The organism is Actinobacillus genomosp. 1, from assembly GCF_029774175.1.
In the GTDB taxonomy this organism is placed as follows: domain Bacteria; phylum Pseudomonadota; class Gammaproteobacteria; order Enterobacterales; family Pasteurellaceae; genus Actinobacillus.
The window spans coordinates 306,881-332,889 of record NZ_CP103834.1; the positions used below are offsets into that span (position 1 = coordinate 306,881).

Here is a 26,009-nt window from a genome sequence, read left to right on the forward strand (position 1 = left end):
GAATAAAAGCACGAAATAAAGTTTCGTGCTTTTTACTATTTTTTATTCTGTTCGGCAGCTCGTTTACGGCGAATTTCTTTCGGATCGGCAATTAGCGGGCGATAAATTTCAATACGATCACCGTTTTCCACCATATCGGTTAGCTTGACCGGACGACTAAAAATACCGACTTTGTTGGTTCTTAAATCAATTTCAGTGTATTTTTCTAAAATACCGGATTGTAGAATAACATTTTGGACAGTCGTAGCCGCATCAAGAGTGATTTTCTTTAAAAAATGCTTATTCGGATAGGCAAAAAGCACTTCTACTTCGATTTTCTCTATATCAGACACCATACACCTCTTTCGCACGTTGTTTAAAAGCATTGACCATTTTTAGCGTAAGCTCATTAAATATTTTTCCGAATACCATTCCTACTACGGGATTTGAAAACTCAAATTCTAAATAAAGTGAAATTTTGCAACTTTGTTCGTCAAACGGCTGAAATGTCCAAGCTCCTTGTAATTGTCGGAACGGGCCGTTGACCAGTTTCATTTCAATTCGTTCGTTAGAGATCATTTTATTATGTGTACTAAAACTTTGGCTGATACCTAGTTTTTGAATTTGCAATTCGGCTTCCAACTCATTATCACCACGACTAATCGTTTGAGCTCCGACACAGCCGGATAAAAATTGCGGATATTTTTCGTAATCGTTTACGAGTTGATACATTTGTTCGGCACTATAAGGCACAAGCGAAGATTGATTAACAATAGGCATATTTTTTCTCTTTGTAAGCGGTTGTATTTTACTAAATTTTTGCAATTCTACAAAGAAACGCTTTTGATTTGTAAATACACGTCTTGTCCTTTTTTTAATGCAAGTTCATCGAACGACCATAAGCTGATACTTGCCCATATTGTATAAATATCAATGACTACGGCAATATCCATTCGATCCGAATGTGAAAGAATCTCAGTAATTTTTCCTTTCAATGTATTACGAATAGAGCTGTTATTTGGTTTTTCTAAACTGATTGAAACATCTTTACCGGCAATCGTAATACGCAATTTATCACCGATTTGATAGTGCGGGGTTTCATTTATCCACATTTGCTGCGAACCAATATTTAAACCAACCATTTTATAAGTGGGTTGATAAGAGTGAATTGGTAATTCTAATAAACTGACTTTTTGTGAATCCGGCTGCCAAGCGGTAAATGCAGGGTGGTGCCATACGTTAGTAACACTGTCAAAAAGCGTAACTTTACCTTGTTCGAGTAAAATAAGGTTATCCGCCAAACGAATGATTTCTTCTATGCTGTGGCTGACATATAAAATCGGGATCTCAATTTGAGCGGCAAGTTTGCTTAAATAATCGATCAATTCTTGTTTACGGGGCAAATCAAGTGCGGATAGCGGTTCGTCCATCAGCAATAGTTGCGGTTCGCTTAATAACGCTCTACCGATTGCGACACGTTGCTTTTCGCCACCGGAAAGACTGGCAGGAAAACGAGTAAGTAGATGCTCAATGCCAAGTAATTGTACGATTTGCAAAAAATGGACGGAATCCGACCGCTTGTAACCGTATTTGAGATTCTTCTCAACCGTGTAATGCGGAAAAAGTCGATGTTCTTGAAACACATAACCGATTTTTCGTTTTTCCGGCGCCAGATTAATCCCTTGTTCGCTATCGAATAAAGTTTGTTGATTAAGGCGGATATAGCCTTTTTGTGGGGTAGATAAACCTGCAATCAGATTGATTAAACTCGATTTACCAGCTCCGGAACGCCCGAAAATAGCGGTAACGCCTTTATTCGGGATATCTAGCTTTACCGCTAACTCAAGTTGTCCGAGCGTTTGATGTAGATTTAATTGAAGCATAAGTTAATTCAGTAAGCGTTTTTGCTTTTCGGCAAACCATTCGGAAGCAAACAGCGCAATTAAGGAAATCATAATCGAAACGGCACATAAACGTGCGGCAGCCAATTCACCGTCCGGTGTTTCGATAAAAGTAAAGAGTGCGGACGGAATAGTTTGAGTTTGATTCGGAATATTGGAAACAAAGGTGATTGTTGCACCAAATTCGCCTAGTGAACGGGCAAAGCCGAGTACGGCTCCAGCGATAATACCCGAAAAGGAAAGCGGCAGGGTAAGCGTAAAAAAGACTTTTAACGGAGATGCGCCTAATGTTCTAGCGGCTTGTTCTAATTTCGGATCGACCGCATCTAATGTCAAACGGATCGATCTAACCATCAACGGAAATGCCATCACCATTGAAGCAAGTACCGCACCTTTCCAAGAAAAACTAAACGAAAATTCAAACCACTGCCATAAATACCGACCGATTACACCTTTTTTCGCCATTGAAACTAATAGTAAATAACCGATAACCACCGGCGGTAATACAAGCGGTAAATGGACAATACCGTTTAATAAGTTTTTTCCCCAGAATTGTTTACGGGATAGTAACCATGCGATCAAGATTGCTAACGGCAACGATAAAGCAACCGCAAGTAAAGCGACTTTCAAACTTAAGAAAATAGCATCAAGTTCTTGAGGGGTAAAATTAAGCATGAGTGATTAACCATTGAAGAAAAAGAATAGCGATAAGCTATCCCTTTTGTGAGATTAATTAACGGGGTAGAAACCCGCCGCTTTAAATTTTGCTTTCGCTTCAGGGGTATAGAGGAAGTCTAAAAATGCTTTTGCCTCTGATTTATCACTCAGTGTTACAGCAGGATAAACGACTTCCCCATAGCTTTCAGTCGGAAATATGGCAATGACTTTGACTTTATCGGATACTTTAGCATCTGTGGAATACACAATACCTAATGGCGATTCACCACGTTCAACGAATGAAAGCGCATCACGTACATTTTTAGCCCGAGCAAGTTTTGGCTCAACAGCCTGCCATAAGCCGTAATATTCCAATGCTTTTTTTGCGTATTTGCCTGCCGGTACATGTGCTGGATCGCCAACAGATAAATAGCTATTGACTAAAATTTTAGCAAAATCGACCGCTTGTATATCGCTTGCTACTAATGAACTGTCTTTTGGTGCAATTAAAACCAGCTCATTTTTGACAAGATGACGGATATTTTGAGTTTTGGTAGGCTGTTTTTCTTTTAAGTAGTCCATCCATTTTAGATCAGCGGAAATAAATACATCTGCCGGCGCATCTTGTTCGATTTGTTTAGCTAATACCGAACTGGAGGCAAAGGAAAAGATAAGGTTATCATCAGGATATTGCTTAGTGAAATCTTGTTGGATTTCTTGCAATACATTAGTCATTGATGAAGCGGCAAAGACAGTAATGTCTTGAGAGAATGCGAAAGGCGATGAAAGCACTAACGCTCCAATAAAGAAAGTTTTAGATAATCGTTTCATATTGAAATTCCTTTAAAGCATTTAACACGAGAGCAAGCGGTCGGTTTTTAGCTGACTTTAGCAAATCTCTCTCGTGTTATCCTTGGCAAAGAAAATCAGCTACGAAGCCCGACGCCCTTCTCAATCAATGAAAAGGCGATGTAGTATAACACGGTAATAAATAAAATTAACACTACGAAAGTATAGGATACCGACACATCACTAATACCTAAAAAACCGTAACGGAAGCCGTTAATCATATACACAATCGGATTAAATTTGGATACGGTTTGCCAAAATTCGGGTAAAAGCGAAATCGAGTAAAACACACCGCCTAAGTAAGTAAGAGGAGTTAAAACAAAAGTCGGAATTAATCCGACATCATCGAATGATTTTGCATATACCGCATTAATTAATCCACCGAGTGCAAAGGCAATGGTTGTCATTAATAAAGTCAGTAAAATAATTGCCCACGAATGAATATCAAACGATACGAAGCAGAGTGCGACCAACATCACTAAAATGCCGGCTAATCCGCCTCGTACAATACTTCCCATCACATAACCCCAAATAATATTATGCGTCGAAAGTGGTGAAACCAGCAATTCTTCAAAGTTACGCGTAAATTTACTGAGGAAAAAGGATGAAGCGGTATTTACGTAAGAAGCGGTAATCGCATTCATCATTACTAGTCCCGGTGCAATAAATTGCATATAACCGACCCCGTTCATTTCACCGATACGCCCACCGATAAGTTTACCAAAAATAAGAAAATAGAGTGTTGTAGTAATAATCGGCGGCACAAGAGTCTGACGCCAAATGCGAATGATACGGCGAGATTCTTTGGCGGAAAGAGTAAAAAATCCAGTTAAATTCATATATTAATTTGCCATTTTCATAAAGAGTTCTTCAAGGCGGTTAGACTTGTTACGCATACTAAGTACTTCCGCATCTTGTCGTGCAATTTGTTGGAACAGATTAGTTAAACCCTGTTCACGTTTTACTTCCACTTCCAGCGTGTTTTCATCTAGCCATTGCGTAGGATAGCCGTGAATTTCAAGCGGTTGATTTTCCGATTTTTTTTGTAAATCTAGCACGAAAGTTTCCGTCTCTAATTTGGAGAGCAAGGCTTTCATTGAGGTGTTTTCAACCAATAAGCCGTTTTGAATAATACCGATATGGCGGCAAAGGTTTTCCGCTTCTTCCAAATAGTGAGTGGTTAAAATAATAGTGGTGCCTTGCTGATTCAGTTCACGTAAAAAATCCCATAAACTGCGGCGTAGCTCAATATCGACACCGGCGGTAGGCTCATCTAAAATCAGTAATTTCGGATTATGCATTAAAGCTCGAGCTATCATCACTCGGCGTTTCATACCACCGGAAAGTTCTCGGGTAAGATGATTTCGTTTTTCCCACAGATCGAGTTTTTTCAACCAAGTTTCGGCTCTATTTACCGCTTCTTTATGCGAAATACCGTAATAACCGGCTTGCTGAGTTAAGACATCAATCACTTTCTCAAACTGATTGAAGTTAAATTCTTGCGGTACCAGCCCGATTTGCTGTTTAAGCTGAATTTTTTGCGTATCAAGATCGTAGCCGAATACTTTTACGCTGCCGCTGGTTTTATTTACTAGCGAACTAATAATCCCAATGGTAGTCGATTTACCTGCACCGTTATGGCCAAGTAGTGCGTAAAAATCGCCTTGTTCTACACTAAGATCGATTCCTTTTACTGCTTGAACGCCGGTCGGATAAGTTTTGATAAGATTTTTGATTTCTAGGGCTTTCATTATTCTTTATTCTCTGCAACGGCTCGAATTGTACTTTCATCGATTTCCGCATCAAATGCTTGGCGTAGCAACATTAATTTTTCATCATTGGTAAGTGCTTTTTTCGCTTCGAGCGTTAAATGTTCGAAAATGGCTCGACGAATTTCAAGCGGTGTTTTATGTTCTGTACTCTCGCCGATACTCAATTCATAGCTAAGGCCTTTTTCTTGTAAGGCTGTTGCTAAGCTTTGGCGAGATTCGGCATTATCTAAATGTGCCATTGCCGGTTTGAGGATCAATGTAAGCTGTTCACCTTGTTTTTCGGCCAAATAACTGTTTAATGCCACTTGACGAGATAAACCACCGAGTTTTAATTCATTCACAATTTGGCACCATTCGTCTTGCTCGCAAGATAATGCGATTGTTTTTGCCACTAATTCCGGCGTACGCTCTTGCAAGATCGCTTGTTTGATATCGGATGGTTTAGTGCTTTCATTTTGGGTTTCTAATTCGGGATTGAGCCACGTCCAGCGATAATCTTCATCGCTTAATGGTTTTTCTGGTTGCTTTGTTGGTTGAAGCTGAGCTTGCGTTTGTTGCTCAGTTGCCAAATTCATAAAACGCTCTTGTAAACTTGGCGTATTTTGTGAATTTGGTCTGCTCGCCGATGAAATAGCCGGTTTAGCTAACTCAGGCTTTTTTTTTCGTTTTGAGTAAGTTGTGCCTGAGTTTGCTGCAACTGTTTACGGGCTTGCATTGCTGCAAGTGCCGGTGACACAGACGCTGAACCGCTTTCAACTGCGCTTGCGGCGGGCTGCGGATAAGCGGTTGAATTTTCCGGTATTTTTGCAGCGGGTTGTGTTGCAAAATTTTGAGCAGAATTAACCGCTTGCGGTGTGTGGTTTTGTGTTAGACGTGCTTTGAGCTGTTCAATATTTTGCTGCGGTGTATGCGATACAGTCGCTGTTGTTTGAACAACTTCCCTTACCGGTTGGCGATTAATTTCTTCAGCACGTTTAGGATGGAAAGCCAATGCACGTAAAATAGTCATTTCTACACCGGCACGTTGTTCCGGCGCAAATTCCAGTTCTTTTTTACCGCTGAGCATTAACTGATAGAAAAATTGTACGTCTTCAGGCGCAATTTGTTTTGCTAAAAAATGCAGCTGAGTTTGTTCCTGCTCACTATTTTTGAGCAACTGAAGCATCGCAATTTGATGTAACGTTTGGGCAATGTCCGAGAGTAGTTGTGACCAATCAACCCCTTTTTCAGCAACGGATTGAATAACTGACATTGCTTTTTCACCGTCTGCTTGGGCAAGTGCGGTGACTAATTCGATTGGCTGGTGATCATCAATTAAACCGAGCATTTGCTGTACGATTAGTAAGCTAATATTTGCATTACTTACTGCAATTGCCTGATCAGTTAAACTTAATGAGTCACGAATACTACCTTGGGCTGCTTTTGCTAGTTTTTCAATAGCAGCTGACTCGTAGGGAATATTCTCCTGTTGCAGGATAAATTCGAGATGGTTTGCGATCTGAGCTTGATCCAACGCACGCAAATGGAATTGCATACAACGGGATAAGATCGTGATCGGAAGTTTTTGTGGATCTGTCGTTGCCAGTAGGAACTTTACGTATTCCGGAGGTTCTTCCAGCGTTTTAAGTAGAGCATTGAAACTGTGACGAGAAAGCATATGCACTTCGTCAATCAGGTAAACTTTGAAGCGTCCGACTGTTGGTTTGTATTGAACATTATCAAGCAACTCACGTGTGTCTTCGACTTTGGTGCGTGAAGCCGCATCAATTTCAATCAGATCAATAAAGCGACCTTCTTCGATCGCTTTACAATTTGCACATTCACCACATGGCGTTGCAGTGATACCTGTTTCACAGTTTAAGCCTTTTGCAAATAGGCGTGCAATCGAAGTTTTACCCACTCCACGTGTACCGGAAAACAGGTAGGCGTGATGAAGTCTGCCTTCACGCAGACCATTTTCTAATGCAGATAAAACGTGTTGCTGCCCGACAACTTCAGAAAAACGTTGCGGACGCCATTTACGGGCTAAAACTTGATAACTCATTGCGACTCTTATGTGTTACGGAATAGTATTCCGTACTAAGAAATATTAATGACCGGCAAACTCAACCAATGTGAATGAATTGATGCCTTCTTTTTCTAGACGTTCTTTTCCGCCTAAATCCGGTAACCAAATCACAAAGGCTGCGTGTTCTACTTTACCACCTAAGCGACGAATTAATTTTGCCGTAGCGTCAATCGTACCGCCGGTTGCTAATAAATCGTCTACAACTAATACGTTGTCACTTTCTTTTACTGAATCTAAATGGATCTCTAACGTATCTTCGCCATATTCTAAAGCATAAGATTGTGAAATCACTTCACGAGGTAATTTTTTCGGTTTACGCACTAATACAAAAGGTACGCCCAACGCAAGTGCTACCGGTGCACCAAAGATAAAGCCGCGAGATTCTGTTCCGACGACTTTAGTAATACCTTTATCTTTAAATTCGGCAACGATGGCATCTACGGTTGCCTTAAATGCTTCCGGCACTTCTAATAATGAGGTAATGTCACGGAAAATAATACCTGCTTTCGGATAGTCAGGAATCGATTTGATTGAAGATTTGATTAAATCTAATTGGTTCATGGTTAGACCTTTAAAAAATAGCAAAATAACCTGAAGAATTTAGCAAAATTGAGCAAAATTACAAGGAAAATTTAAGGGGAGGGGCAACTCTGTATAATTTTCAATGGATTTATATAAGAAATTATATAAATTTATTGATGGTATATAAAATTTTATATATCCTATATAAAAAATTCTACGGAGATACTATGAACCAAATTCTTATCCCTTATGCTTCGATGGCAGATATGTTAGTTGAAACGTTCGGAAAAAGTTGTGAAGTGGTTTTGCATGATTTAAACCGCCCTGAGTATTCGGTTGTGTATGTTGCCGGCGATGTTACACATCGTAAACCGGGCCAGAATTTTGACCATTTGGTTAAGGAAGTGATGTTATCGGATAAGTTGAATAATAACTATGTAGCCAATTACTATTTTGAAGTCGAGGGTAAACTTATTCGTTCATCCACGCAACTGATTTTTGACCAAAACCAACAGCTGGTTGGTGCTTTATGTATCAACATTGACACAACACCGATTACTGAGCAAATCGCTTACTTAAATACCTTATTGCCTAACCTAAATCAGATAAAACAAACTGAGCAAACAGTTGAAACGGAAGAACTTCCGCTTTCTGCAATGGTAGAAAATTTAATGGATAAAATTTTAAACGGACAATCTGTTCAAACAATGTCTCGGGATGAAAAAATTGAAAAGATTCGTTTTATGGAACAAAAAGGCTTGTTTTTAATGAAAGGCAGTATTGAGAAAGCTGCTGAAAAATTAGGCGTGAATAAAGTGACTATTTATAGTTATTTAGATGAAGTAAGAGGAAAACGCTAATGGAAATTATTCTACCGAATCAAAGTAAAGGGCATTATTCACCGGCAATAAAATCCAACGGTATGTTGTATGTATCGGGACAACTTCCATTTAATACTGAAGGAAAAATTGTTGGCGATATTGCCGTTCAAACCAAACAAGCTCTCGCTAATTTAGCTCAAGTACTCGCCGCTGCCGGTCTTAGTAGAAATGATGTGGTGCAATGCCGTGTGTATATTCCCGATGTAGCTTATTGGGATACGGTGAATCAAGTTTATGCTGATTTTTTCGGTTCACACAAACCTGCTCGTACTGTTGTACCTTGCGGTAATTTGCATTACAACGCACTTATCGAAATTGATGCGGTTGCCGAATTTGCTTAGGAGAATCAATATGAAATTTATCTGTAATCAATGCCAACAAATTGCGCCGGTATCTACTCGCCAAGCAAAATGTCAATGTGGCGGGTTATGGTCATTAGATTATCAGCCACCTAAATTTGATCTCAATCAGGTTGATCAGCATGAGTGGAGCTTATTTCGTTATCGAAAATTTATCGCTTTGCAAGATGAAAGTTGGCGTGATATTTCTTTGGGTGAGGGGATGACGCCGATAGTCCGTTTTGATGAAAATGTATTATTAAAAATGGATTACTTTATGCCAACGCTTTCCTTTAAAGACCGTGGTGCGGCGGTGCTTATCAGTCATTGTAAGTCGATTGGTGTTGATTCGGTGGTACAAGATAGTAGTGGTAATGCAGGAAATAGTGTCGCAGCCTATTGCGCTAAAGCGGGTATTCAATGTGAAATTTTTGTACCGGAAGGAATATCGCCGAAAAAAATTAATATGATTGAGTCGCATGGTGCTAAAGCTAATGTGATTAAAGGTAGCCGTGATCATTGTGCCGATGTATGTCGTGCTAAAGTTGAAAATGAGGGCGTTTATTATGCCAATCACGTGTATAACCCCTTCTTCTACGAAGGTACGAAAACGTATATTTATGAAATGTTTGAACAGCTCGGGCGGATTCCAAAACATATTGTCGTTCCGGTTGGAAACGGTACTTTGTTTATTGGTGTCATTAAAGGACTAGAACATTTGTTGGAAAGTGGCGTTATTGATGAAATACCAACGATTATTGCATTACAAAGCGAATATTGTGATCCATTATTGCAAGCGGTCAAAAAAGGGCAAAAATTTGCAGAACAGGTTGAGATTAAGCCGACTATCGCCGAAGGTATTGCCATTGGGCAGCCTATGCGAGCAAGTGAAATTTTAGCTTATGCGGAAAAATATGCGATTCGTTTTGTTCATGCACCGGAAGATAAAATTCTTGCGGCACGAAATGCTTTAGCCAAAAAAGGGATTTATTGTGAACACACTACCGCAGCCAACTATGCAGCTTATCTTCATTACTGTGAGCTATATGGTGCAGTCGAAGATTGCTTAATTACAATGTGTGGTGCCGGGCTGAAATCAGATCATTAATTAAGGGAAATAATATGTCGGAAAAAATATTTGAAAATTTGACCGCACTTTTAGACCAACATCAAGCTCGTTATCGAGTAGTCCGTCATGTGAGTGCCGGTAAATCGGAAGAGGTTGCGAAAATTCGTGGTACGGAAATCGGGCAAGGGGCAAAAGCCTTGGTGTGTAAAATCAAAGGAAATGGTGTAAAACAAGCGGTACTTGCTATTTTACCAGCCGATGAGCAGGCGGATTTAAATCAAATCGCCCAATACTTAGGCGGTACAAAGGCGTCTCTTGCTAGCCCTAAAGAAGTTGATGAACTTACAGATTGTGTATTTGGTGCGATTCCACCTTTTAGCTTTCATCCGGATCTTAAACTTATTGCAGATCCTAGTTTACTTGAACGCTACGATGAGCTTGCTTTTAACGCCGGTACGCTAGAATGTTCAATTATTTTAAATACGCAAGATTATGCACGTATTGTGCAGCCGATGTTAGTGAGTTTTGTGAAAAGAGATATATAGAAACTACTCGGTTTTAGATTAAATTTAATCGCTTTTATGTAACCAATTACATAATGTTAAAAAATACGAAAAAAAGACCGCTTGCTTTTGGCGGTCTTTATCAATCTATCCAATATCTTTAGCAAGATAATGCAGTACACCGCCAAAGACTTTTTCCAGATTTTTGGTAGTAAAGGTGGTTTCGGTTTTACCTGCGGCCAGTAAAGTGCGGTTTATCATCAATACTTGATCGCAAAAGCTAGGTACGCTGTTTAAATTATGAGTTGAAACTAAAACTAAATGTCCTTCGCTACGCAGTTGCTGCAACAATTCAACGATGGCATTTTCGGTTTTGACATCAACGCCGGTAAACGGCTCGTCCAGTAAAATAATCTGACTTTCTTGTGCCAATGCTCGAGCAAGAAACACGCGCTTTTTCTGTCCGCCGGAAAGTTCACCGATTTGGCGGTGTTGTAAATGGCAAATGTCCACTCGTTCCATCGCTTGCATCACTTTTTGTTTATCAAGAGATGAAGGACGGCGTAGCAATCCCATATAGCCGTAGCGTCCCATCATAACGACATCGTAAACGGAAACCGGAAATTGCCAATCGACTTCTTCACTTTGCGGCACATAAGCAACCAGATTTTGTTTCAATGCTTGTTGAATCGGCATTTGGTTTAACAGAATTGTACCGGTTTGAGGTTTGACTAATCCCATTAAACTTTTAAACAGCGTGGATTTACCGCCGCCGTTCACACCGATTAAAGCACAAATCGTACCGTTTTTCAGTTGGAAAGAAACGTCATGTAAGGCTAAGTGCCCGTTGTTATAACGGACACTTAGCTTTTCAACAGAAATGGAAGTAGGAACAGATAGCATATTATTTGTTACTTTTTTCAAAACCGTCCACAATTGTACTTATAGTGACTTTTAATAGATCTAAATAAGTTGGAACAGCACCATCCTTAGTTGAAAGTGAATCAACATATAACACACCGCCGTATAATGCACCGGTTTCTTTAGCAACTTGTTTAGCCGGTTTATCCGATACGGTGCTTTCGCTGAAAACAACAGGGATATTGTTGGCTTTTACACCGTCAATTACTTTTTTTACTTGTTGCGGCGAACCTTGTTCTTCAGCATTAATTGCCCAGAGATAAAGCTCTTTTAATTGATAGTCTTGTGCTAAATAACTGAATGCCCCTTCACTGGTAACTAACCAACGTTGTGCTTCAGGAATGACTGACAGACGTTGGCGTAACGGTTCAGCAATCGCTTTTACTTTTTCTGCATAAACTTTAGCATTTTGGTTATAGCTTTCGGCATTTTTCGGATCGTATTTCACTAATGCAGCACGAATATTTTCAATATATTGCAATGCATTAGCCGATGACATCCAAGCGTGCGGGTTCGGTAAATTTTTATATTCACCTTCGGTGATAGCAATTGGTGTAATACCTTCAGTTACCACAACGGCCGGTTTACCTTTTACATTTTCAAAGAAACGTTCGAACCAACGTTCTAAATTCATACCGTTCCATAAGATAAGATCCGCTTTTTGTGCTTTAGCAATATCTTTCGGTGTCGGTTGGTAATCATGAATTTCCGCACCGGGTTTGGTGATGGATTCGACAACCGCTTTATCACCGGCAACATTTTGCGCAATATCTTGGATCACGGTAAATGTTGTGACGACTTTGAATGGTGCAGCCATAGCGAGTGTTGCGCTTAAACCTAATGCAACCACAAATGCTTGTTTTAAAAATGAAAGTTTCATAGTTTCTCCTTTTAATCATGAATTTCATTCTGAATGAAATTGAGAATAAATCTCAATTAATAATAATTATAAACATTTTATGGGTTTAGGTAAACCGGCAATTTTGGTCGCTTGTTTTGCCGGACCGTCAGGAAATAAACGCTGCAAATAACGGCTATTTCCTTTCTCTTCACCGAATTTTTGCGCCATTGCTTTAACTAACATTCGGATTGCCGGAGACGTTTTATATTCTTGATAGAAATCACGCACTAAAAAGATGATCTCCCAGTGTTCATCTGTCAGTACAATTTGTTCTTTCTTTGCAATTTCAATTGCAAGCGCTTCTGACCAATCTTCAAGGTGAGTTAAATAGCCTGAAGCATCGGTTGGATATTTTTTTTCGTTTAATTCAATGTAATGCATATAAATAAAAAGTGCCACGGACGTGGCACTTACTCTCAAATTTGTTTTAGATTAATCGTCACTACCTAATACGCCGAAAATTTGTAATAGGCTTAAGAATAGATTGTAAATCGATACGTATAAATCTACTGTCGCACGGATATAATTGGTTTCGCCACCGTGAATAATATTGCTGGTACCTAATAAAATCGCGCCGCTTGAGAACACAACAAATAATGCGCTCATTGCAAGACTTAATGCCGGAATTGCTAAGAAGATGTTAGCAATAATCCCAACGAGTAACACCACAAATAATGCCATCATCATACCGGATAAGAATGACATATCTTTTTTGGTCGTTAGCACGTAAGCCGAACAAGCAAAGAATACTAATGCGGTTGAACCCAATGCAAGAGCGACAACATCGCCTAAACCGGCACCGATATAGCGGTTTAAAATAGGTCCTAAGGTGTAACCTAAAAAGCCGGTTAAAGCAAATACGCTTAGAATACCTGCACTACTGTTTGCAGTTGCATTAGTAAGGAATAATAAACCGTAGAAACCGATTAATAATCCCCACCAAGGTAATGCGGGCGCATTCATTGACATTGCCGCAAAAGCAACTACCGCAGAGAAGGCTAGCGTCATTGAAAGTAATAAATAAGTATTACGTAATACTTTATGAGTGCTGAGTAATGATTCGTTACTTGCCGCACCGCTAATCACACGATTTTCCATATTGTTTCCTTTAAGTTGAACAAAATTTTTATTTATATATGGACAAACTTCCATAAATCAAGTGTAAATTAGCGACAAATTTAGCCAAAGTCAATTGACTTTATCTATGCAATAGTTAAAAATTTTCTTATGAGTGTGATACACTTGAATAACCCAACGTTTACTTTGCTAATGCCATTATATGAAACTGAATTTCCCTACCTATTTAACCTTATTTCGGGTTGTACTCATTCCTCTGTTTGTGATTGCCTTTTACTTGCCTGCCGATTGGTATGCCGCTGAAATTTCCACCCTTATTTTTTTCATAGCATCTATTACCGATGCTTTTGACGGTTATTTGGCAAGAAAGTGGAATCAAACTACTCAATTGGGTGCGTTTTTAGATCCGGTTGCAGATAAAGTATTGGTTGCGGTGGCATTAGTATGTGTAGTGGAATATTACCATACGTGGTGGATTTCTATTCCTGCGGCAATTATGATTGCACGAGAAATTATTATTTCCGCATTAAGAGAGTGGATGGCGGAATTGGGAGAGAGAGCCAGTGTTGCGGTTTCCATGTGGGGAAAATTTAAAACAACCGCACAAATGCTAGCATTAGGCGGAATGTTATGGCGATTTAATTTTGCAATGGAAGTGCTTGCTTGGATTTTGCTTTACATTGCTGCCGGTTTAACCCTTTGGTCTATGATTCAGTATTTAAGAGCGGCAAAAAGTAGTTTGTTAAAATCATAATTAAAGCGAAATTATAAAGGCGAGATTATATCTCGCTTTTTTTATGCGTAAAATAAATTGAAATGATAATTGTTTTTATTTAAACTTGAGCAATTTTAATAAAAGGAGACACATAATGCATAAAAAAACAATCTTTAAATTAAGCTTAATTAGTTTAGCTGTCGCCGGCTATGCGGAGGCTAATCAAGCTACACTTGATACGGTGGAAGTTCAAGCTCAACCTACGGTCAATCATACACGAAATATTAGTAACCTACGTGAATTACTGGCGAATCGTACGGACGTGAATGTCGGAGGAGGTAGCGTTTCGGCACAATACATCTCGATTCGCGGAGCAGGGCAAGATCGTATCGGTATGATTGTCGATAATACTTCGACTAATACTCAACAATGGTATCACCAAGGTCGTTTTCAATTAGACCCGTCTATGGTGAAATCAATTAAAATTGATAAAGGTGCAGGTTCCGCCAGTGCCGGTATCGGTATAACGGACGGTGTTATTCGTGCCGAAACCGTTTCGGCGAAAGATTTACTTAAGGACGGAAGAACCTTCGGTGCGCGTATCGGTTCCGAATACAATAGTAATCGTGGTATTAACGGTTCGCTTTCACTCTATGGACAGGCGAATAACCTAGACGTACTCTTATTAGGAAGTTGGGGAGACGATAAAAACTATAAGGCGGGCAGAGGTTATTCAGACTCCGTTAATCTGAACAGTCGCGTAGTAAATAATACCGCTCGCCGCCAAGGTAATTATCTAGCGAAATTTGGCTACGATATTACTGATAAGCAGCGTATCGGTTTAAGTTTTCGTCAAGAGTCATTTTATGGTGCCGGACAAGATCGCTTTGAAATGATTTTTAATAGCCGTCCGGTAAATGCAAATACGACAAAACGCACCTACAATCTTGAATATGATGCGAAAGATCTGGGATTTGCCCGAGAGATGAAAGCCAATGTATTTTATATTTTAGGTACTGATAAGCGAGAAGATTATCAACAAAATAAATTAACGGGTTATCAGCGTAGTTCCAAAACAAAAACCTCCGGAGCTAATTTAGGCTTTACCAGTGAGTTCGGCGGAGAGCATTTGTTTAAATACGGTGTGAATCTACGTAAAGAGCAAACAAGTAGTCAAAATTCATTCGGCTATATTAAAGGCGAACAAAAATCGGAATACGGATTATATGCCGAAGGTATTTGGTCTTTAGGCAAAGTACTGACTTTAACCACAGGGCTACGCTATGATTATTATAATTTGGATACGGCAGGTAAAGTTGATAAAAACGGTAAACCGCTTGCCGGTACTAAATCGGTATCCGATAACAAATTAAATCCAAGTTTCGGATTGATTTGGGATGTTACACCGAATTTTGCCTTAAATGCTAAGCTGAATTATGCAAGTCGTAGTCCTATTTTAGCTTCGGCGAATACCATAACCGATAACCGCGGCTCATTAGATAAAGCGCGAGGTTTACGTTTTATTGATCCTAAACTCAAAACCGAAGATGTACGTTTAGCGGAAGTCGGTTTTGAATGGAAATATAGTGATTTCAATTTAAAAGGCAGTGTGTTTGAACAGCGAGTGAAAAACTTCTATCAAACGACCAATAGTATCATTAGTAATGCGGGAACCTTAAAAACGAAAGGTTATGAAGCGGAACTGGATTATCAATGGAATGCTTTAAAATTAACTGCCGGCGTGTCTTATGCTGATCCGAAAGCGGATTTTGCGCTTTCTAATGATCCGCTGAATGTTATTCCGCAAGGTCGTCAATGGAGTACCGGTGTTTCTTATAAATTTGTTGAGCCGAGTTTAGAAATCGGCTGGTTAGGTCGTTACGCTCAATCTAAAGAGTATAAAACGGGTGCTGCACCGAAAGTTGAAACGAGAAAACGTATCGGATACGGTGTGCATGATATTTTTGTAAACTGGCAGCCGCTTAACCAAGATAACTTCAATGTGAATTTTACGGTTAAAAATATCGGTAATAAGTTCTATCGCAGCCATAGCCAAAGAAATCTTCAAGTTACGCCGCCAAGCCCGGGACGTGAATTTAAACTGGGTATGAACTATAGCTTCTAAGAAATTAGTTTTTGGATAAATCCATTTGCAAAAGCGGTTATAAATATAACCGCTTTTCTGTGTACATTTAGTCAGCTTTATCAGGAAAGTATCCTAATCGGTAAATATTGGTTATCATAACTTTAATTCTTATTTAACTAGATGCTAAATGTTGTTTATGTTTGATGCCAAAGCCTTTCTTGCCGATGTACCTCACCTTCCCGGTGTTTACCGCATGTATGATGTGAAAAATACCATTATCTATGTCGGTAAAGCCAAAGATCTCAAAAAACGCTTATCCAGTTATTTTCGCAGCCAACTCGCCAGTAAGAAAACCGAAGCGTTAGTTGCTAACATTCATCATATTGAAACCACAATTACCCATTCGGAAACGGAAGCGTTACTGCTTGAACATAATTACATTAAAGAGAATCAGCCGAAGTACAACGTGCTTTTGCGTGATGATAAATCCTATCCGTATATTTTACTCACAAAGCATCAGCACCCTCGAATTACTTCGTTTCGCGGTAGTAAAAAAATTGCCGGCGAATATTTCGGTCCGTATCCGAATGCAGGGGCAGTGCGTGAAACGCTAAACTTACTGCAAAAATTATTCCCGATCCGCCAATGTGAAGACAGTTATTATAAAAACCGTTCTCGCCCTTGTTTGCAATATCAAATCGGGCGTTGTCTTGCTCCTTGTGTAGAGGGTTATTACTCACAAGCGGAATATGATAACCAAGTAAATTTAGTCCGTTTGTTTTTACAAGGTAAAGATGGGCAAGTGGTTGAGCATTTGGTACAAAAAATGGAAAATGCTGCACAAGAGCTGGATTTTGAAGCGGCAGCTCGTTTTCGCGATCAGATTCAATCTGTGCGAGCGGTACAAGAAAAACAATTTGTGTCTAATGAACGTCTAGATGATCTGGATATTATTTCGATCGCTTATCAGCACGGCATTGCTTGCGTACATATTTTATTTGTGCGCCACGGTAAGGTATTGGGCAATCGTTCCTATTTTCCTAAAGTGCCGAACAATACCGATTTAACCGAATTGGCAGATACTTTTGTCGGTCAGTTTTATCTACAGATGAACCAACATCGCACGATACCGAATCAAATTATTATCGATCAGCCGTTAAGTGAATCGGCGGCATTAGCCAATGTGCTGTCGGAACAAGCGGGGCATAAAGTCAGTATTGCCGATAAAAATATTCGTGGTGATAAAAGCCGCTATTTAGCATTGGCGAAAACCAATGCAGAAGCCGCTCTTACTTTACAACTTAAACAAGATACGCATATTCGCCAACGTTATGATTCACTCAAAGCATTACTCAATTTAGCGGAAATCAAGCGGATGGAGTGTTTCGATATTTCTCACACAATGGGTAATCAAACGGTCGCTTCGTGTGTGGTGTTTGATGAAAACGGACCGTTAAAATCGGATTACCGCCGTTTTAACATTGAAGGCATTACCGGCGGCGATGATTATGCGGCAATGGAACAAGCCTTATTAAAACGTTATGACCGTCATTTAGAAGAAGAAAAAATTCCGGATATTATTTTTATTGACGGTGGGAAAGGGCAGCTTAATCGAGCGTTAGAAACCTTTGCTTCATTAAATGTCAGTTGGGATAAGCGTAAACCGTTGTTAATCGGTGTAGCGAAAGGCGTGGAAAGAAAAGCCGGCTTAGAAACCTTATTGATCAGCAAATGGGATAAGGAAATTCACTTACCGCCGGACAGTCCTGCTTTGCATTTGATTCAACATATTCGTGATGAATCTCATAATCATGCGATTTCCGGACACCGCAAAAAACGCCAAAAAGCCTTTACGGAAAGCGGGCTGGAATCAATTGCCGGTGTTGGAGCAAAACGTCGCCAAGCGTTACTAAAATATCTCGGTGGTATGCAAGGGGTGAAAGCCGCAACTTTAGAAGAGATTCAATCTGTACCTGGCATTTCAAAACAACTTGCCGAAGTGATTTTTGATACGCTACAACATAGCTAATCAGTAGCAAGCGGTCGAATTTGCAGAATTTTTTGCAAATTTAACCGCTTGTAAATAGAGATAAGAAAGAGATGTTTGATAGTCATATTCATTTAGATCAGCTTGATGTAAGCCAAATAGAGCGGATAGTGAGCGATCCTTTGCTGCAAGGCGTATTGGCAGTCAGTACCGATTTAGCGAGTGCGGAAACGTTATTAGCATTTAAACAAAAGTTTCCGAAAATCCAAATTGCGGCAGGTTTTTATCCTGAACAAGTATTAATTGAGGATAAACAGCAACAAGCGTTATTGGATTGGATTGTAAAAAATCGAGCAAATTTGACCGCTATCGGTGAAGTGGGATTACCGCATTATCTAAAACGACAGAATCCTAAGCTAGATTATCGGTCCTATCTTGCCTTATTGGAACAATTTGTTGCATTAAGCAAGCGGTTAAATTTACCGCTAAATTTGCACATCGTGCATGATGATGTGGCGATAATGCTAGATTTGCTGGAAAAATACCAAGTTCAACACGCTCATTTCCATTGGTTTAAAACCGATGATGATTCGCTTGAACGTTTTCTTCGTACCCCTTATTTCGCTAGTGTCACGCCGGATATTTTATGGAATCCGAAAACGCAAAAAATCGCCAAAAACTTACCGCTTGATCGTTTACTGATTGAAACCGATAGCCCATGGCAACACGAAAGTTTGGAAAATGCGCGTATTTCACAGCAATTACAAGCAATATTGGCGCAATTAGTGACATTAAGGACTGAGTCGGAGAGTGTGCTTCGTTCGCAAATTAGGCAGAATCATCAACGGCTATATGAGATAATATAAAACCAAATAACTCGTTATTAATAAGGACTAACACGGTTAGCCCCTACCAATGTGAGGAAAATCCTACTTTTTATTCGCTTTTAGCATCGCCATTAGGTTGGCGATATTGGCGGAAGTTTTTTCGACTTTCTGTTCCTCGGTCATTTTCGGTTTTTCACTTTCCCAAACTAAATCGTCTTGTGGTAATTCAAGTAAGAAGCGACTTGGTTCCGGTTTGATAATTTCACCGTACTGGCGGCGTTCTTTACAGAGTGAAAATGTCAGCGTTTGTTGCGCTCGAGTAATGCCCACGTAAGCAAGACGGCGTTCTTCCTCGACATTATCTTCATCTAGACTGGTTTGGTGCGGCAGAATGCCTTCTTCCATACCGACTAAGAAAACGTGCGGAAATTCCAAGCCTTTCGAAGCATGCAGCGTCATTAATTGCACTTGGTCCGCTTCATCATCGTCTTCACCGCGTTCTAACATATCACGCAACGTCAGGCGGTTTACCACTTGCACCAACGTCATCGGCTCTTCGATTTCATCACCTTCCAGCATACTTTGTACCCATTCAAACAACGTTTGCACGTTACGGCTTTGCATTTCAGCCGCTTTCGGCGAAGTAGCCGTTTCATACAAATAGGCTTCGTATTGAATTTTTGCCAATAAATCTTTTACCGCTTCAATCGGATCGGAACGTTCCGCTTGGTCGGCAATTTCGACAATCCAACGGGCAAAATCTTGCAATGCTTGATAGGGCTTGGGTGTCAGACGTTGAATCAATTCAAAATCGAAAATCGCTTCAAACAAGCTGACCTGTTTTTCATTGGCAAGTAAGCCTAATTTTTCCAGCGTTACCGCACCGATTTCCCGTTTTGGGGTATTAACGATACGTAAAAACGCCGCATCATCGTCTTGATTCACTACTAAACGCAAGTAAGCCATCATATCTTTAATTTCGGCACGGGCGAAAAACGATGTTCCTCCGGAAATTTTGTAGGGGATACGGTTTTGCATCAGCAATTTTTCCAGCAAGCGAGACTGATGATTACCACGATATAAAATCGCATAATCTTTGTATTTAGTTTTGTTGGAAAAACGATGGGCAATCAATTCCCCGACAATACGTTCCGCTTCATGTTCTTCATTTTTGGCTTCGATAACATTTAATTTTTCGCCTTCACCTAAATTCGAAAATAAGCGTTTTTGGAAAATATGATCGTTGTTATCAATCAAAATATTGGCGCAATGCAAAATGCGTTGGCTGGAACGGTAATTTTGCTCCAGTTTAATCACTTTTAAATCGAAATCTTCACGCAAACGTTGCATATTTTCTGGTTTTGCGCCACGCCACGAATAGATCGATTGGTCATCATCACCTACCACAGTGAAATTTGCCTCATTGCCTACTAATAATTTGATCAGCTCATATTGGCTAGTATTGGTATCTTGGTATTCGTCCACCAGTAAATAACGGACTTTCTGCTGCCAACGGGTTTTCGCTTCCGGAAATTGGCGGAACAGCAATACTGGCAGCATAATCAAATCGTCAAAATCAAGCGCATTGTAGGCTTTTAACTGATTTTGGTAGAGCTGATAAAAATGCGAAAACACACGCTCGCGCTCATCTCGCACACACGTTAATACCATTTCGGGCGAAAGCAGATCGTTTTTCCAGTTGGAAATAGTAGAAATCAATGCTTTGAGTAAATCTTTATCTTCCGCCGCATTTTCCGGTAACAAATGTTTGAGTAATGCGAGTTGATCGTGTTCATCAAACAACGTCATACCGGATTTGAAACCTAGTAATTTATACTCACGTTTTAAAATTTCAAAACCAAGCGTGTGGAAAGTCGAAATGGTTAGCCCTTTGCTGTTTTCTTTACCGATGGAATGGGCAACTCGCTCACGCATTTCACGTGCCGCTTTATTGGTAAAGGTTACCGCTGCGATTTGCTTCGGTGAATAACCGCAATGCGCAATCAGATGAGCGATTTTATTAATGATGACACGCGTTTTGCCCGAGCCTGCACCCGCTAACACAAGGCAAGCGCCCGTTACATATTCCACCGCTTGTTGTTGTTGATCATTTAATTTCATTTTATCTACTTTTATTTACTTTATTTTCAGCCACTTTTTAAACCGCGATATTCTAGCCGAAAGACAACAAGCGGTCGAATTTCTTTAAAATTTTGCGATCTGTATCGAAGAATTGAAACTAATTTAACATTACAAAAAATCAGCGAAATTTAACCGCTTATTTAGTGGCTCTCGACCGAAATAAATGCCTTAAAAATCAAATTTTTGCTTTTAAAATTGAGCTGTTCGCTATATCATTAGCAGTTAATTTTATGCGTATAGTTACGCACTCGCTCTGAAAATAATTCAGATTTTGCATTTTCATTTTATGCCCTAGGGGGAAGACAAAAGTAGATGGAACAGTTAGAACAAAAACCAATCATCGAACTACGCAATGTGACGAAAAGCTATGGTAGCAAAACGATTCTTAAAAATTTAAATTTAACCATTAATGACGGTGAGTTTTTAACTATTTTAGGTCCTTCAGGCTGCGGTAAGACAACAGCGTTACGTTTAATTGCGGGTTTTGAAGACTTGACGGAAGGTTCGATCATTCTTGACGGTCAAGATGTATCTAACGTTCCGGCCGAACAACGTCCGGTCAATACGGTTTTCCAAAGTTATGCGTTATTCCCGCATATGACGATTTTTGAAAACGTGGCGTTCGGTTTACGTATGCAAAAAGTGCCGAATGATCAAATCAAACCTCGCGTAATGGAAGCGTTACGTATGGTGCGTTTGGAAGATAGAGCGGAACAAAAACCGGCTCAGCTTTCGGGCGGTCAGCAACAACGTATTGCCATTGCCCGTGCGGTAGTGAATAAGCCGAAAGTATTATTATTGGACGAATCGCTTTCTGCACTTGATTATAAATTGCGTAAAGAAATGCAGAACGAGTTAAAAGCATTACAACGTCAGTTAGGCATTACCTTTATTTTCGTTACCCACGATCAAGAAGAGGCATTAACCATGTCTGATCGTATTATCGTTATGAACGGCGGTAAGATTGCGCAAGACGGTACGCCTCGAGAAATCTATGAAGAACCGAGTAACTTATTTGTCGCTCGTTTTATCGGTGAAATCAACGTATTTGACGCAACCGTGATTGAACGTGTCGATGCCCGTAATGTGAAAGCGAATGTAGAAGGTCGTATTTGTAATATTAAAGTGGAAGATATGGATGTACAGCCGAATCAAAAACTGAAAGTATTGTTACGTCCGGAAGATATTTTGATCGAAGAGCTGGATGAAAACGAAAGCTCAAAAGCGATTGTCGGTCATATTTTAGATCGTAACTATAAAGGCATGACGTTAGAATCAAGCGTGAAACTTGATCATAACGGTATGACGGTATTGGTAAGTGAATTCTTTAACGAAGATGATCCGAATATCGATCACGAGGTCGGTCAAAAAGTGGCATTAACTTGGTATGAAGGTTGGGAGGTTGTACTCAACGATGAAGATTGCTAACAACAAATTCCAAGCCGGAACGGTTTCGGTTATCTTCGGTTGGTTGTTGCTTTTTGTACTCGTACCGAACGTATTGGTACTGTTAATCAGCTTTTTAACCGAAAACCGCCAAAGCGCATACTTTGTAGATTTCATCTTTAGCCTTGACGCATATACGCAGTTGTTCAACGATACCTATGCAACGGTATTGTGGAACTCGTTTAAAATGTCGGCGATAGCAACGTTTTTCTGTTTAATCATCGGTTATCCGTTTGCGTTTATTATCGCTAAAATGCCGGCGAAGATTCGTCCGATTTTGTTATTTTTAGTCGTATTGCCGTTTTGGACAAACTCGCTGATCCGTATCTACGGTATTAAAATTTTCTTAGGTGTGAAAGGCGTATTAAACGAGGCGTTATTGGCAATCGGCTTAATTGACGAACCGCTTCGTTTATTAAACTCTGAATTGGCGATTATTATCGGTTTAGTATATATACTGTTACCGTTTATGATTTTACCGCTTTATTCCTCTATCGAGAAAATTGACGGTCGTTTATTAGAAGCGGCAAAAGATTTAGGTGCGAATGCGTTCCAACGTTTTGTGCGTGTAACCATTCCGCTGACAATGCCGGGGATTGTGGCAGGTTGTTTATTAGTATTATTACCGGCAATGGGAATGTTCTATGTTGCTGACTTATTAGGTGGTGGTAAAACACCGTTAATCGGTAATATTATTAAGAGCTTGTTCTTAAATACCAACCAATTTGCATTAGGTTCGGCAGTAAGTATCGCACTTACCGTGTTAATGGCGTTAATGTTATATGTTTATTACCGTGCAAATAAATTATTAAATAAAAAGGTGGAGCTTGAATAATGAAAAAGACCTTAAGAAACTTTTTTATGTTCGTGGTGTTTGCCTACCTTTATATTCCGATTATTATTTTGGTGGTAAACTCATTTAACGAAGACCGTTACGGCTTACAATGGAAAGGATTCAGTTGGAACTGGTATGAGCGTTTATTCGCTAATGATACGTTAGTGCAAGCGACGATGAACTCATTAACGATTGCGTTTTTTGCCGCAACATTTTCAACTGTTTTAGGGGCATTAACTTCGATTGCGCTATACCGCTATAAATTCCGTGGTAAGCAAATGGTCGGTGGTTTACTGTTTATCGTGATGATGTCGCCGGATATCGTGATGGCAGTTTCTTTATTAGTGCTATTTATGATTTTAGGTGTGCAACTTGGTTTTATTTCGTTATTAATTGCGCATATTACGTTCTGTTTGCCTTATGTGGTCATTACTATTTCATCTCGTTTAAGCGATTTTGATGGCAAGATGTTAGAAGCAGCGAAAGATTTAGGTGCAAGCGAAGTAACGATTTTACGTAAAATTATTTTACCGTTGGCATTACCGTCGATTATTTCCGGTTGGTTATTAAGCTTTACCATTTCGTTGGATGACGTAGTGGTTTCATCATTCGTTACCAGCCCAAGCTATGAAGTATTACCGTTAAAAATCTTCTCGTTGGTGAAAACGGGTGTGACACCGGAAGTCAATGCGTTAGCAACGATTATGATTATTTTCTCATTGACATTAGTGGTCTTAAGCCAATTAGTGGTAAGAAAAAAAGCATAATTTGATTAAAAATGGCTCGCTGATTAGCGGGCTATTTTTTTGCAAAAAATTAGCCAAAATAGACCGCTTGTTAGCCTGTTATTCTATACAGTTTTCTGTTATGCTAAGGCAAATTTTTTAGTTTGGAATAAAATCAATGATCGGAAGATTACACGGTAAAATTATTGAAAAACAACCGCCTGAAATGGTAATTGATGTTCAAGGTGTCGGATATGAAGTGCTATTGCCGATGACGAGCTTTTACAGCTTGCCACAAGTAGGTGAAGAAGCCACAATCTTTACGCATTTGGTCGTACGTGAAGATGCGCATTTATTATTTGGTTTTGCACAAAAGCAAGACAGAACACTATTTCGTGAATTGATTAAAACCAACGGTGTTGGGCCTAAATTAGCCCTTGCGATTTTATCAGCAATGTCAGTTTCACAATTTGCCAATGCTGTTGAAAATGAAGAACTTGCCAAATTAACTAAAATTCCGGGCATTGGGCGTAAGACAGCCGAGCGTTTATTAGTAGAGCTCAAAGGCAAATTCAAAGGTGTGGCACAAAGCGATTTCTTTGAAGAACATTCGGTGGAAACGATTGTTGCAACACATTCGCACGATCCGGCAGATGAAGCCCGTGATGCTTTAGTAGCGTTAGGCTATAAACTCGCTGATGCCGAGAAGATGATTAAGAAAGTGAATAAAGCGGGCGCAACCAGCGAACAATTAATTCGTGAAGCATTAAAAGCCTCTCTTTAAAAAGTAAAAATACCTTAAATGATTGAAGCAGATAGAATAATTAGTGCCTCGCCGAAGCGTGAGGAAGAAGTCATCGATCGTGCGATTCGTCCTAAATTATTGGCGGATTATGTCGGTCAGCCGTCTGTACGAGAGCAGATGGAGATCTTTATTAAAGCGGCAAAATTGCGTGATGAGGCGCTAGATCACTTATTAATTTTTGGTCCGCCGGGATTGGGCAAAACCACCTTAGCTAATATTGTTGCCAACGAAATGGGCGTGAATATTCGCACAACTTCCGGACCTGTGTTAGAGAAAGCGGGCGATCTAGCGGCAATGCTGACCAATTTAGAGCCTTATGACGTATTATTTATTGATGAGATCCACCGCTTATCACCGGCAATTGAAGAAGTGCTTTATCCGGCGATGGAAGATTATCAGCTGGATATTATGATTGGCGAAGGACCGGCGGCACGTTCAATTAAACTGGATTTACCGCCGTTTACCTTAGTGGGGGCAACCACCCGTGCCGGCTCACTGACTTCTCCGTTACGTGACCGCTTTGGTATTGTACAGCGTTTAGAGTTTTACTCGGTAGATGATTTAACCTCAATCGTAAAACGTAGTGCCGATTGCTTAAACTTAAATTTATCGCCGGACGGTGCTTATGAAGTAGCTCGCCGCTCACGTGGCACACCTCGAATTGCCAACCGTTTATTACGCCGTGTGCGAGATTATGCCGATGTGCGTAATAACGGTGTGATTACCTCTGATATTGCTAAACAAGCGTTGGCGATGCTCGATGTAGATTCCGAAGGCTTTGATTTTATGGACATCAAGTTACTACAAGCGATTGTCGAGCGTTTTGACGGAGGCCCGGTCGGCTTAGATAACTTAGCCGCAGCAATCGGTGAAGAACGAGATACGATTGAAGACGTACTTGAACCTTATTTGATTCAGCAGGGGTTTTTACAGCGAACGCCACGAGGGCGTATTGCTACTAGCCGAACTTATGCACATTTAGGCATTGCAAAATTAGATTAAA

The 26,009-nt window shown here is 39.9% G+C and carries 26 protein-coding genes and 1 pseudogene; 13 read left to right on the top strand and 14 right to left on the bottom strand.

Going from position 1 to position 26,009, the window contains the following annotated elements; all coding sequences use genetic code 11:
* Positions 1 to 35: 35 nt before the first annotated feature.
* The 9 genes and pseudogenes from NYR63_RS01440 to apt form a co-directional block, all read right to left on the bottom strand.
* The gene (locus tag NYR63_RS01440; protein ID WP_279457840.1) at positions 36 to 335 is read right to left on the bottom strand and encodes an RnfH family protein; all 300 of its coding nucleotides are present in this window, start codon (positions 333 to 335) and stop codon (positions 36 to 38) included.
* Entirely contained in the window at positions 325 to 759 is a 435-nt protein-coding gene (locus tag NYR63_RS01445) for a type II toxin-antitoxin system RatA family toxin (protein WP_279457842.1), read from the bottom strand. Before NYR63_RS01445 ends, NYR63_RS01440 begins: the two co-directional genes overlap by 11 nt.
* A 47-nt stretch (positions 760 to 806) precedes the next feature.
* Positions 807 to 1,862 (bottom strand): molybdenum ABC transporter ATP-binding protein ModC, encoded by a 1,056-nt coding sequence (gene modC / locus NYR63_RS01450; protein WP_279457843.1) that lies wholly within the window; start codon positions 1,860 to 1,862, stop codon positions 807 to 809.
* A gap of 3 nt (positions 1,863 to 1,865) precedes the next feature.
* Positions 1,866 to 2,555 (bottom strand): molybdate ABC transporter permease subunit, encoded by a 690-nt coding sequence (modB, locus tag NYR63_RS01455; protein ID WP_279457844.1) that lies wholly within the window; start codon positions 2,553 to 2,555, stop codon positions 1,866 to 1,868.
* Between the two features lie 54 nt (positions 2,556 to 2,609).
* A complete protein-coding gene (modA, locus tag NYR63_RS01460) occupies positions 2,610 to 3,368 on the bottom strand; it encodes a molybdate ABC transporter substrate-binding protein (protein WP_279457845.1) in 759 nt (252 codons plus the stop codon).
* 95 nt (positions 3,369 to 3,463) lie between these two features.
* On the bottom strand, positions 3,464 to 4,225 hold the full coding sequence (locus tag NYR63_RS01465; RefSeq protein ID WP_279457846.1) for an ABC transporter permease: 762 nt from the start codon (positions 4,223 to 4,225) through the stop codon (positions 3,464 to 3,466).
* A 3-nt stretch (positions 4,226 to 4,228) separates the two neighbouring features.
* On the bottom strand, positions 4,229 to 5,137 hold the full coding sequence (locus NYR63_RS01470) for an ABC transporter ATP-binding protein (protein ID WP_279457847.1): 909 nt from the start codon (positions 5,135 to 5,137) through the stop codon (positions 4,229 to 4,231).
* A pseudogene (gene dnaX, locus NYR63_RS01475) lies at positions 5,137 to 7,202 on the bottom strand (DNA polymerase III subunit gamma/tau). Before dnaX ends, NYR63_RS01470 begins: the two are co-directional and overlap by 1 nt.
* A 45-nt stretch (positions 7,203 to 7,247) precedes the next feature.
* The gene (apt, locus tag NYR63_RS01480) at positions 7,248 to 7,787 is read right to left on the bottom strand and encodes an adenine phosphoribosyltransferase (protein ID WP_279457848.1); all 540 of its coding nucleotides are present in this window, start codon (positions 7,785 to 7,787) and stop codon (positions 7,248 to 7,250) included.
* 188 nt (positions 7,788 to 7,975) lie between these two features.
* Between apt and NYR63_RS01485 the strand changes: the two genes are divergently transcribed.
* Genes NYR63_RS01485 through NYR63_RS01500 form a run of 4 tightly spaced genes read left to right on the top strand, consistent with a single transcriptional unit; the run spans position 7,976 to position 10,581 of the window.
* Positions 7,976 to 8,608 (top strand): helix-turn-helix transcriptional regulator, encoded by a 633-nt coding sequence (locus NYR63_RS01485; protein WP_279457849.1) that lies wholly within the window; start codon positions 7,976 to 7,978, stop codon positions 8,606 to 8,608.
* Positions 8,608 to 8,970 carry a RidA family protein gene (locus tag NYR63_RS01490; protein ID WP_279457850.1) on the top strand — a complete coding sequence of 121 codons (363 nt, stop codon included), beginning with the start codon at positions 8,608 to 8,610 and terminating at the stop codon, positions 8,968 to 8,970. The genes NYR63_RS01485 and NYR63_RS01490 overlap by 1 nt, the downstream gene beginning before the upstream one ends.
* A gap of 10 nt (positions 8,971 to 8,980) precedes the next feature.
* On the top strand, positions 8,981 to 10,075 hold the full coding sequence (locus tag NYR63_RS01495; protein ID WP_279457851.1) for a threonine synthase: 1,095 nt from the start codon (positions 8,981 to 8,983) through the stop codon (positions 10,073 to 10,075).
* Positions 10,076 to 10,089: 14 nt separating this feature from the next.
* Positions 10,090 to 10,581 (top strand): YbaK/prolyl-tRNA synthetase associated domain-containing protein, encoded by a 492-nt coding sequence (locus NYR63_RS01500; protein WP_279457852.1) that lies wholly within the window; start codon positions 10,090 to 10,092, stop codon positions 10,579 to 10,581.
* Between the two features lie 105 nt (positions 10,582 to 10,686).
* On the opposite strand, the gene NYR63_RS01505 is transcribed toward NYR63_RS01500, so the two are convergent.
* From NYR63_RS01505 to NYR63_RS01520, 4 genes are all read right to left on the bottom strand, one after another.
* A complete protein-coding gene (locus NYR63_RS01505) occupies positions 10,687 to 11,442 on the bottom strand; it encodes a metal ABC transporter ATP-binding protein (protein ID WP_279457853.1) in 756 nt (251 codons plus the stop codon).
* A gap of 1 nt (position 11,443) precedes the next feature.
* Positions 11,444 to 12,340 carry a metal ABC transporter substrate-binding protein gene (locus NYR63_RS01510; protein WP_005603528.1) on the bottom strand — a complete coding sequence of 299 codons (897 nt, stop codon included), beginning with the start codon at positions 12,338 to 12,340 and terminating at the stop codon, positions 11,444 to 11,446.
* Positions 12,341 to 12,406: 66 nt separating this feature from the next.
* Positions 12,407 to 12,742, bottom strand: coding sequence for a TusE/DsrC/DsvC family sulfur relay protein (locus NYR63_RS01515; RefSeq protein ID WP_279457854.1), 336 nt, complete (start codon positions 12,740 to 12,742; stop codon positions 12,407 to 12,409).
* A gap of 51 nt (positions 12,743 to 12,793) precedes the next feature.
* On the bottom strand, positions 12,794 to 13,459 hold the full coding sequence (locus tag NYR63_RS01520) for a Bax inhibitor-1 family protein (RefSeq protein WP_279457855.1): 666 nt from the start codon (positions 13,457 to 13,459) through the stop codon (positions 12,794 to 12,796).
* Between the two features lie 181 nt (positions 13,460 to 13,640).
* Between NYR63_RS01520 and pgsA the strand changes: the two genes are divergently transcribed.
* The 4 genes from pgsA to NYR63_RS01540 all read left to right on the top strand — a co-directional run bounded on the left by pgsA (position 13,641) and on the right by NYR63_RS01540 (position 19,092).
* Positions 13,641 to 14,192 (top strand): CDP-diacylglycerol--glycerol-3-phosphate 3-phosphatidyltransferase, encoded by a 552-nt coding sequence (gene pgsA / locus NYR63_RS01525; protein ID WP_279457856.1) that lies wholly within the window; start codon positions 13,641 to 13,643, stop codon positions 14,190 to 14,192.
* Positions 14,193 to 14,307: 115 nt separating this feature from the next.
* Positions 14,308 to 16,278: a TonB-dependent receptor domain-containing protein gene (locus tag NYR63_RS01530; RefSeq protein WP_279457857.1), complete on the top strand. Its 1,971-nt coding sequence runs from the start codon at positions 14,308 to 14,310 to the stop codon at positions 16,276 to 16,278.
* A gap of 157 nt (positions 16,279 to 16,435) precedes the next feature.
* On the top strand, positions 16,436 to 18,268 hold the full coding sequence (gene uvrC, locus NYR63_RS01535) for an excinuclease ABC subunit UvrC (protein WP_279458521.1): 1,833 nt from the start codon (positions 16,436 to 16,438) through the stop codon (positions 18,266 to 18,268).
* Between the two features lie 71 nt (positions 18,269 to 18,339).
* Positions 18,340 to 19,092: a TatD family hydrolase gene (locus tag NYR63_RS01540; RefSeq protein ID WP_279457858.1), complete on the top strand. Its 753-nt coding sequence runs from the start codon at positions 18,340 to 18,342 to the stop codon at positions 19,090 to 19,092.
* Between the two features lie 63 nt (positions 19,093 to 19,155).
* Here NYR63_RS01540 and rep read toward each other — a convergent pair whose 3' ends face one another.
* Positions 19,156 to 21,174, bottom strand: coding sequence for a DNA helicase Rep (rep, locus tag NYR63_RS01545; RefSeq protein WP_279457859.1), 2,019 nt, complete (start codon positions 21,172 to 21,174; stop codon positions 19,156 to 19,158).
* Positions 21,175 to 21,507: 333 nt separating this feature from the next.
* On the opposite strand from rep, the gene potA reads away from it, so the two are divergent.
* The 5 genes from potA to ruvB all read left to right on the top strand — a co-directional run bounded on the left by potA (position 21,508) and on the right by ruvB (position 26,008).
* Positions 21,508 to 22,623, top strand: a complete 1,116-nt coding sequence (gene potA / locus NYR63_RS01550) for a spermidine/putrescine ABC transporter ATP-binding protein PotA (protein WP_005596185.1) — start codon at positions 21,508 to 21,510, stop codon at positions 22,621 to 22,623.
* Positions 22,610 to 23,476 carry a spermidine/putrescine ABC transporter permease PotB gene (gene potB / locus NYR63_RS01555; RefSeq protein ID WP_005603539.1) on the top strand — a complete coding sequence of 289 codons (867 nt, stop codon included), beginning with the start codon at positions 22,610 to 22,612 and terminating at the stop codon, positions 23,474 to 23,476. The genes potA and potB overlap by 14 nt, the downstream gene beginning before the upstream one ends.
* Entirely contained in the window at positions 23,476 to 24,243 is a 768-nt protein-coding gene (gene potC / locus NYR63_RS01560; RefSeq protein ID WP_039708954.1) for a spermidine/putrescine ABC transporter permease PotC, read from the top strand. The genes potB and potC overlap by 1 nt, the downstream gene beginning before the upstream one ends.
* Positions 24,244 to 24,379: 136 nt before the next feature.
* Positions 24,380 to 24,985 (top strand): Holliday junction branch migration protein RuvA, encoded by a 606-nt coding sequence (ruvA, locus tag NYR63_RS01565; protein ID WP_005600357.1) that lies wholly within the window; start codon positions 24,380 to 24,382, stop codon positions 24,983 to 24,985.
* Between the two features lie 18 nt (positions 24,986 to 25,003).
* Complete coding sequence (gene ruvB, locus NYR63_RS01570; RefSeq protein WP_005600359.1) at positions 25,004 to 26,008, top strand: Holliday junction branch migration DNA helicase RuvB; 1,005 nt, start codon at positions 25,004 to 25,006, stop codon at positions 26,006 to 26,008.
* Position 26,009 lies beyond the last annotated feature (1 nt).

Coding starts and splice junctions, on each gene's coding strand:
- NYR63_RS01490 (WP_279457850.1), top strand. CDS start 8,608: ATGGAAATTATTCTACCGAATCAAAGTAAAGGGCATTATTCACCGGCA.
- NYR63_RS01515 (WP_279457854.1), bottom strand. CDS start 12,742: ATGCATTACATTGAATTAAACGAAAAAAAATATCCAACCGATGCTTCA.
- pgsA (WP_279457856.1), top strand. CDS start 13,641: ATGAAACTGAATTTCCCTACCTATTTAACCTTATTTCGGGTTGTACTC.
- NYR63_RS01520 (WP_279457855.1), bottom strand. CDS start 13,459: ATGGAAAATCGTGTGATTAGCGGTGCGGCAAGTAACGAATCATTACTC.
- potC (WP_039708954.1), top strand. CDS start 23,476: ATGAAAAAGACCTTAAGAAACTTTTTTATGTTCGTGGTGTTTGCCTAC.
- NYR63_RS01530 (WP_279457857.1), top strand. CDS start 14,308: ATGCATAAAAAAACAATCTTTAAATTAAGCTTAATTAGTTTAGCTGTC.
- NYR63_RS01470 (WP_279457847.1), bottom strand. CDS start 5,137: ATGAAAGCCCTAGAAATCAAAAATCTTATCAAAACTTATCCGACCGGC.
- NYR63_RS01495 (WP_279457851.1), top strand. CDS start 8,981: ATGAAATTTATCTGTAATCAATGCCAACAAATTGCGCCGGTATCTACT.
- NYR63_RS01500 (WP_279457852.1), top strand. CDS start 10,090: ATGTCGGAAAAAATATTTGAAAATTTGACCGCACTTTTAGACCAACAT.
- NYR63_RS01505 (WP_279457853.1), bottom strand. CDS start 11,442: ATGCTATCTGTTCCTACTTCCATTTCTGTTGAAAAGCTAAGTGTCCGT.
- uvrC (WP_279458521.1), top strand. CDS start 16,436: ATGTTTGATGCCAAAGCCTTTCTTGCCGATGTACCTCACCTTCCCGGT.
- NYR63_RS01485 (WP_279457849.1), top strand. CDS start 7,976: ATGAACCAAATTCTTATCCCTTATGCTTCGATGGCAGATATGTTAGTT.
- ruvA (WP_005600357.1), top strand. CDS start 24,380: ATGATCGGAAGATTACACGGTAAAATTATTGAAAAACAACCGCCTGAA.
- NYR63_RS01510 (WP_005603528.1), bottom strand. CDS start 12,340: ATGAAACTTTCATTTTTAAAACAAGCATTTGTGGTTGCATTAGGTTTA.
- rep (WP_279457859.1), bottom strand. CDS start 21,174: ATGAAATTAAATGATCAACAACAACAAGCGGTGGAATATGTAACGGGC.
- modB (WP_279457844.1), bottom strand. CDS start 2,555: ATGCTTAATTTTACCCCTCAAGAACTTGATGCTATTTTCTTAAGTTTG.
- NYR63_RS01540 (WP_279457858.1), top strand. CDS start 18,340: ATGTTTGATAGTCATATTCATTTAGATCAGCTTGATGTAAGCCAAATA.
- modA (WP_279457845.1), bottom strand. CDS start 3,368: ATGAAACGATTATCTAAAACTTTCTTTATTGGAGCGTTAGTGCTTTCA.
- apt (WP_279457848.1), bottom strand. CDS start 7,787: ATGAACCAATTAGATTTAATCAAATCTTCAATCAAATCGATTCCTGAC.
- NYR63_RS01440 (WP_279457840.1), bottom strand. CDS start 335: ATGGTGTCTGATATAGAGAAAATCGAAGTAGAAGTGCTTTTTGCCTAT.
- potB (WP_005603539.1), top strand. CDS start 22,610: ATGAAGATTGCTAACAACAAATTCCAAGCCGGAACGGTTTCGGTTATC.
- potA (WP_005596185.1), top strand. CDS start 21,508: ATGGAACAGTTAGAACAAAAACCAATCATCGAACTACGCAATGTGACG.
- ruvB (WP_005600359.1), top strand. CDS start 25,004: ATGATTGAAGCAGATAGAATAATTAGTGCCTCGCCGAAGCGTGAGGAA.
- NYR63_RS01465 (WP_279457846.1), bottom strand. CDS start 4,225: ATGAATTTAACTGGATTTTTTACTCTTTCCGCCAAAGAATCTCGCCGT.
- modC (WP_279457843.1), bottom strand. CDS start 1,862: ATGCTTCAATTAAATCTACATCAAACGCTCGGACAACTTGAGTTAGCG.
- NYR63_RS01445 (WP_279457842.1), bottom strand. CDS start 759: ATGCCTATTGTTAATCAATCTTCGCTTGTGCCTTATAGTGCCGAACAA.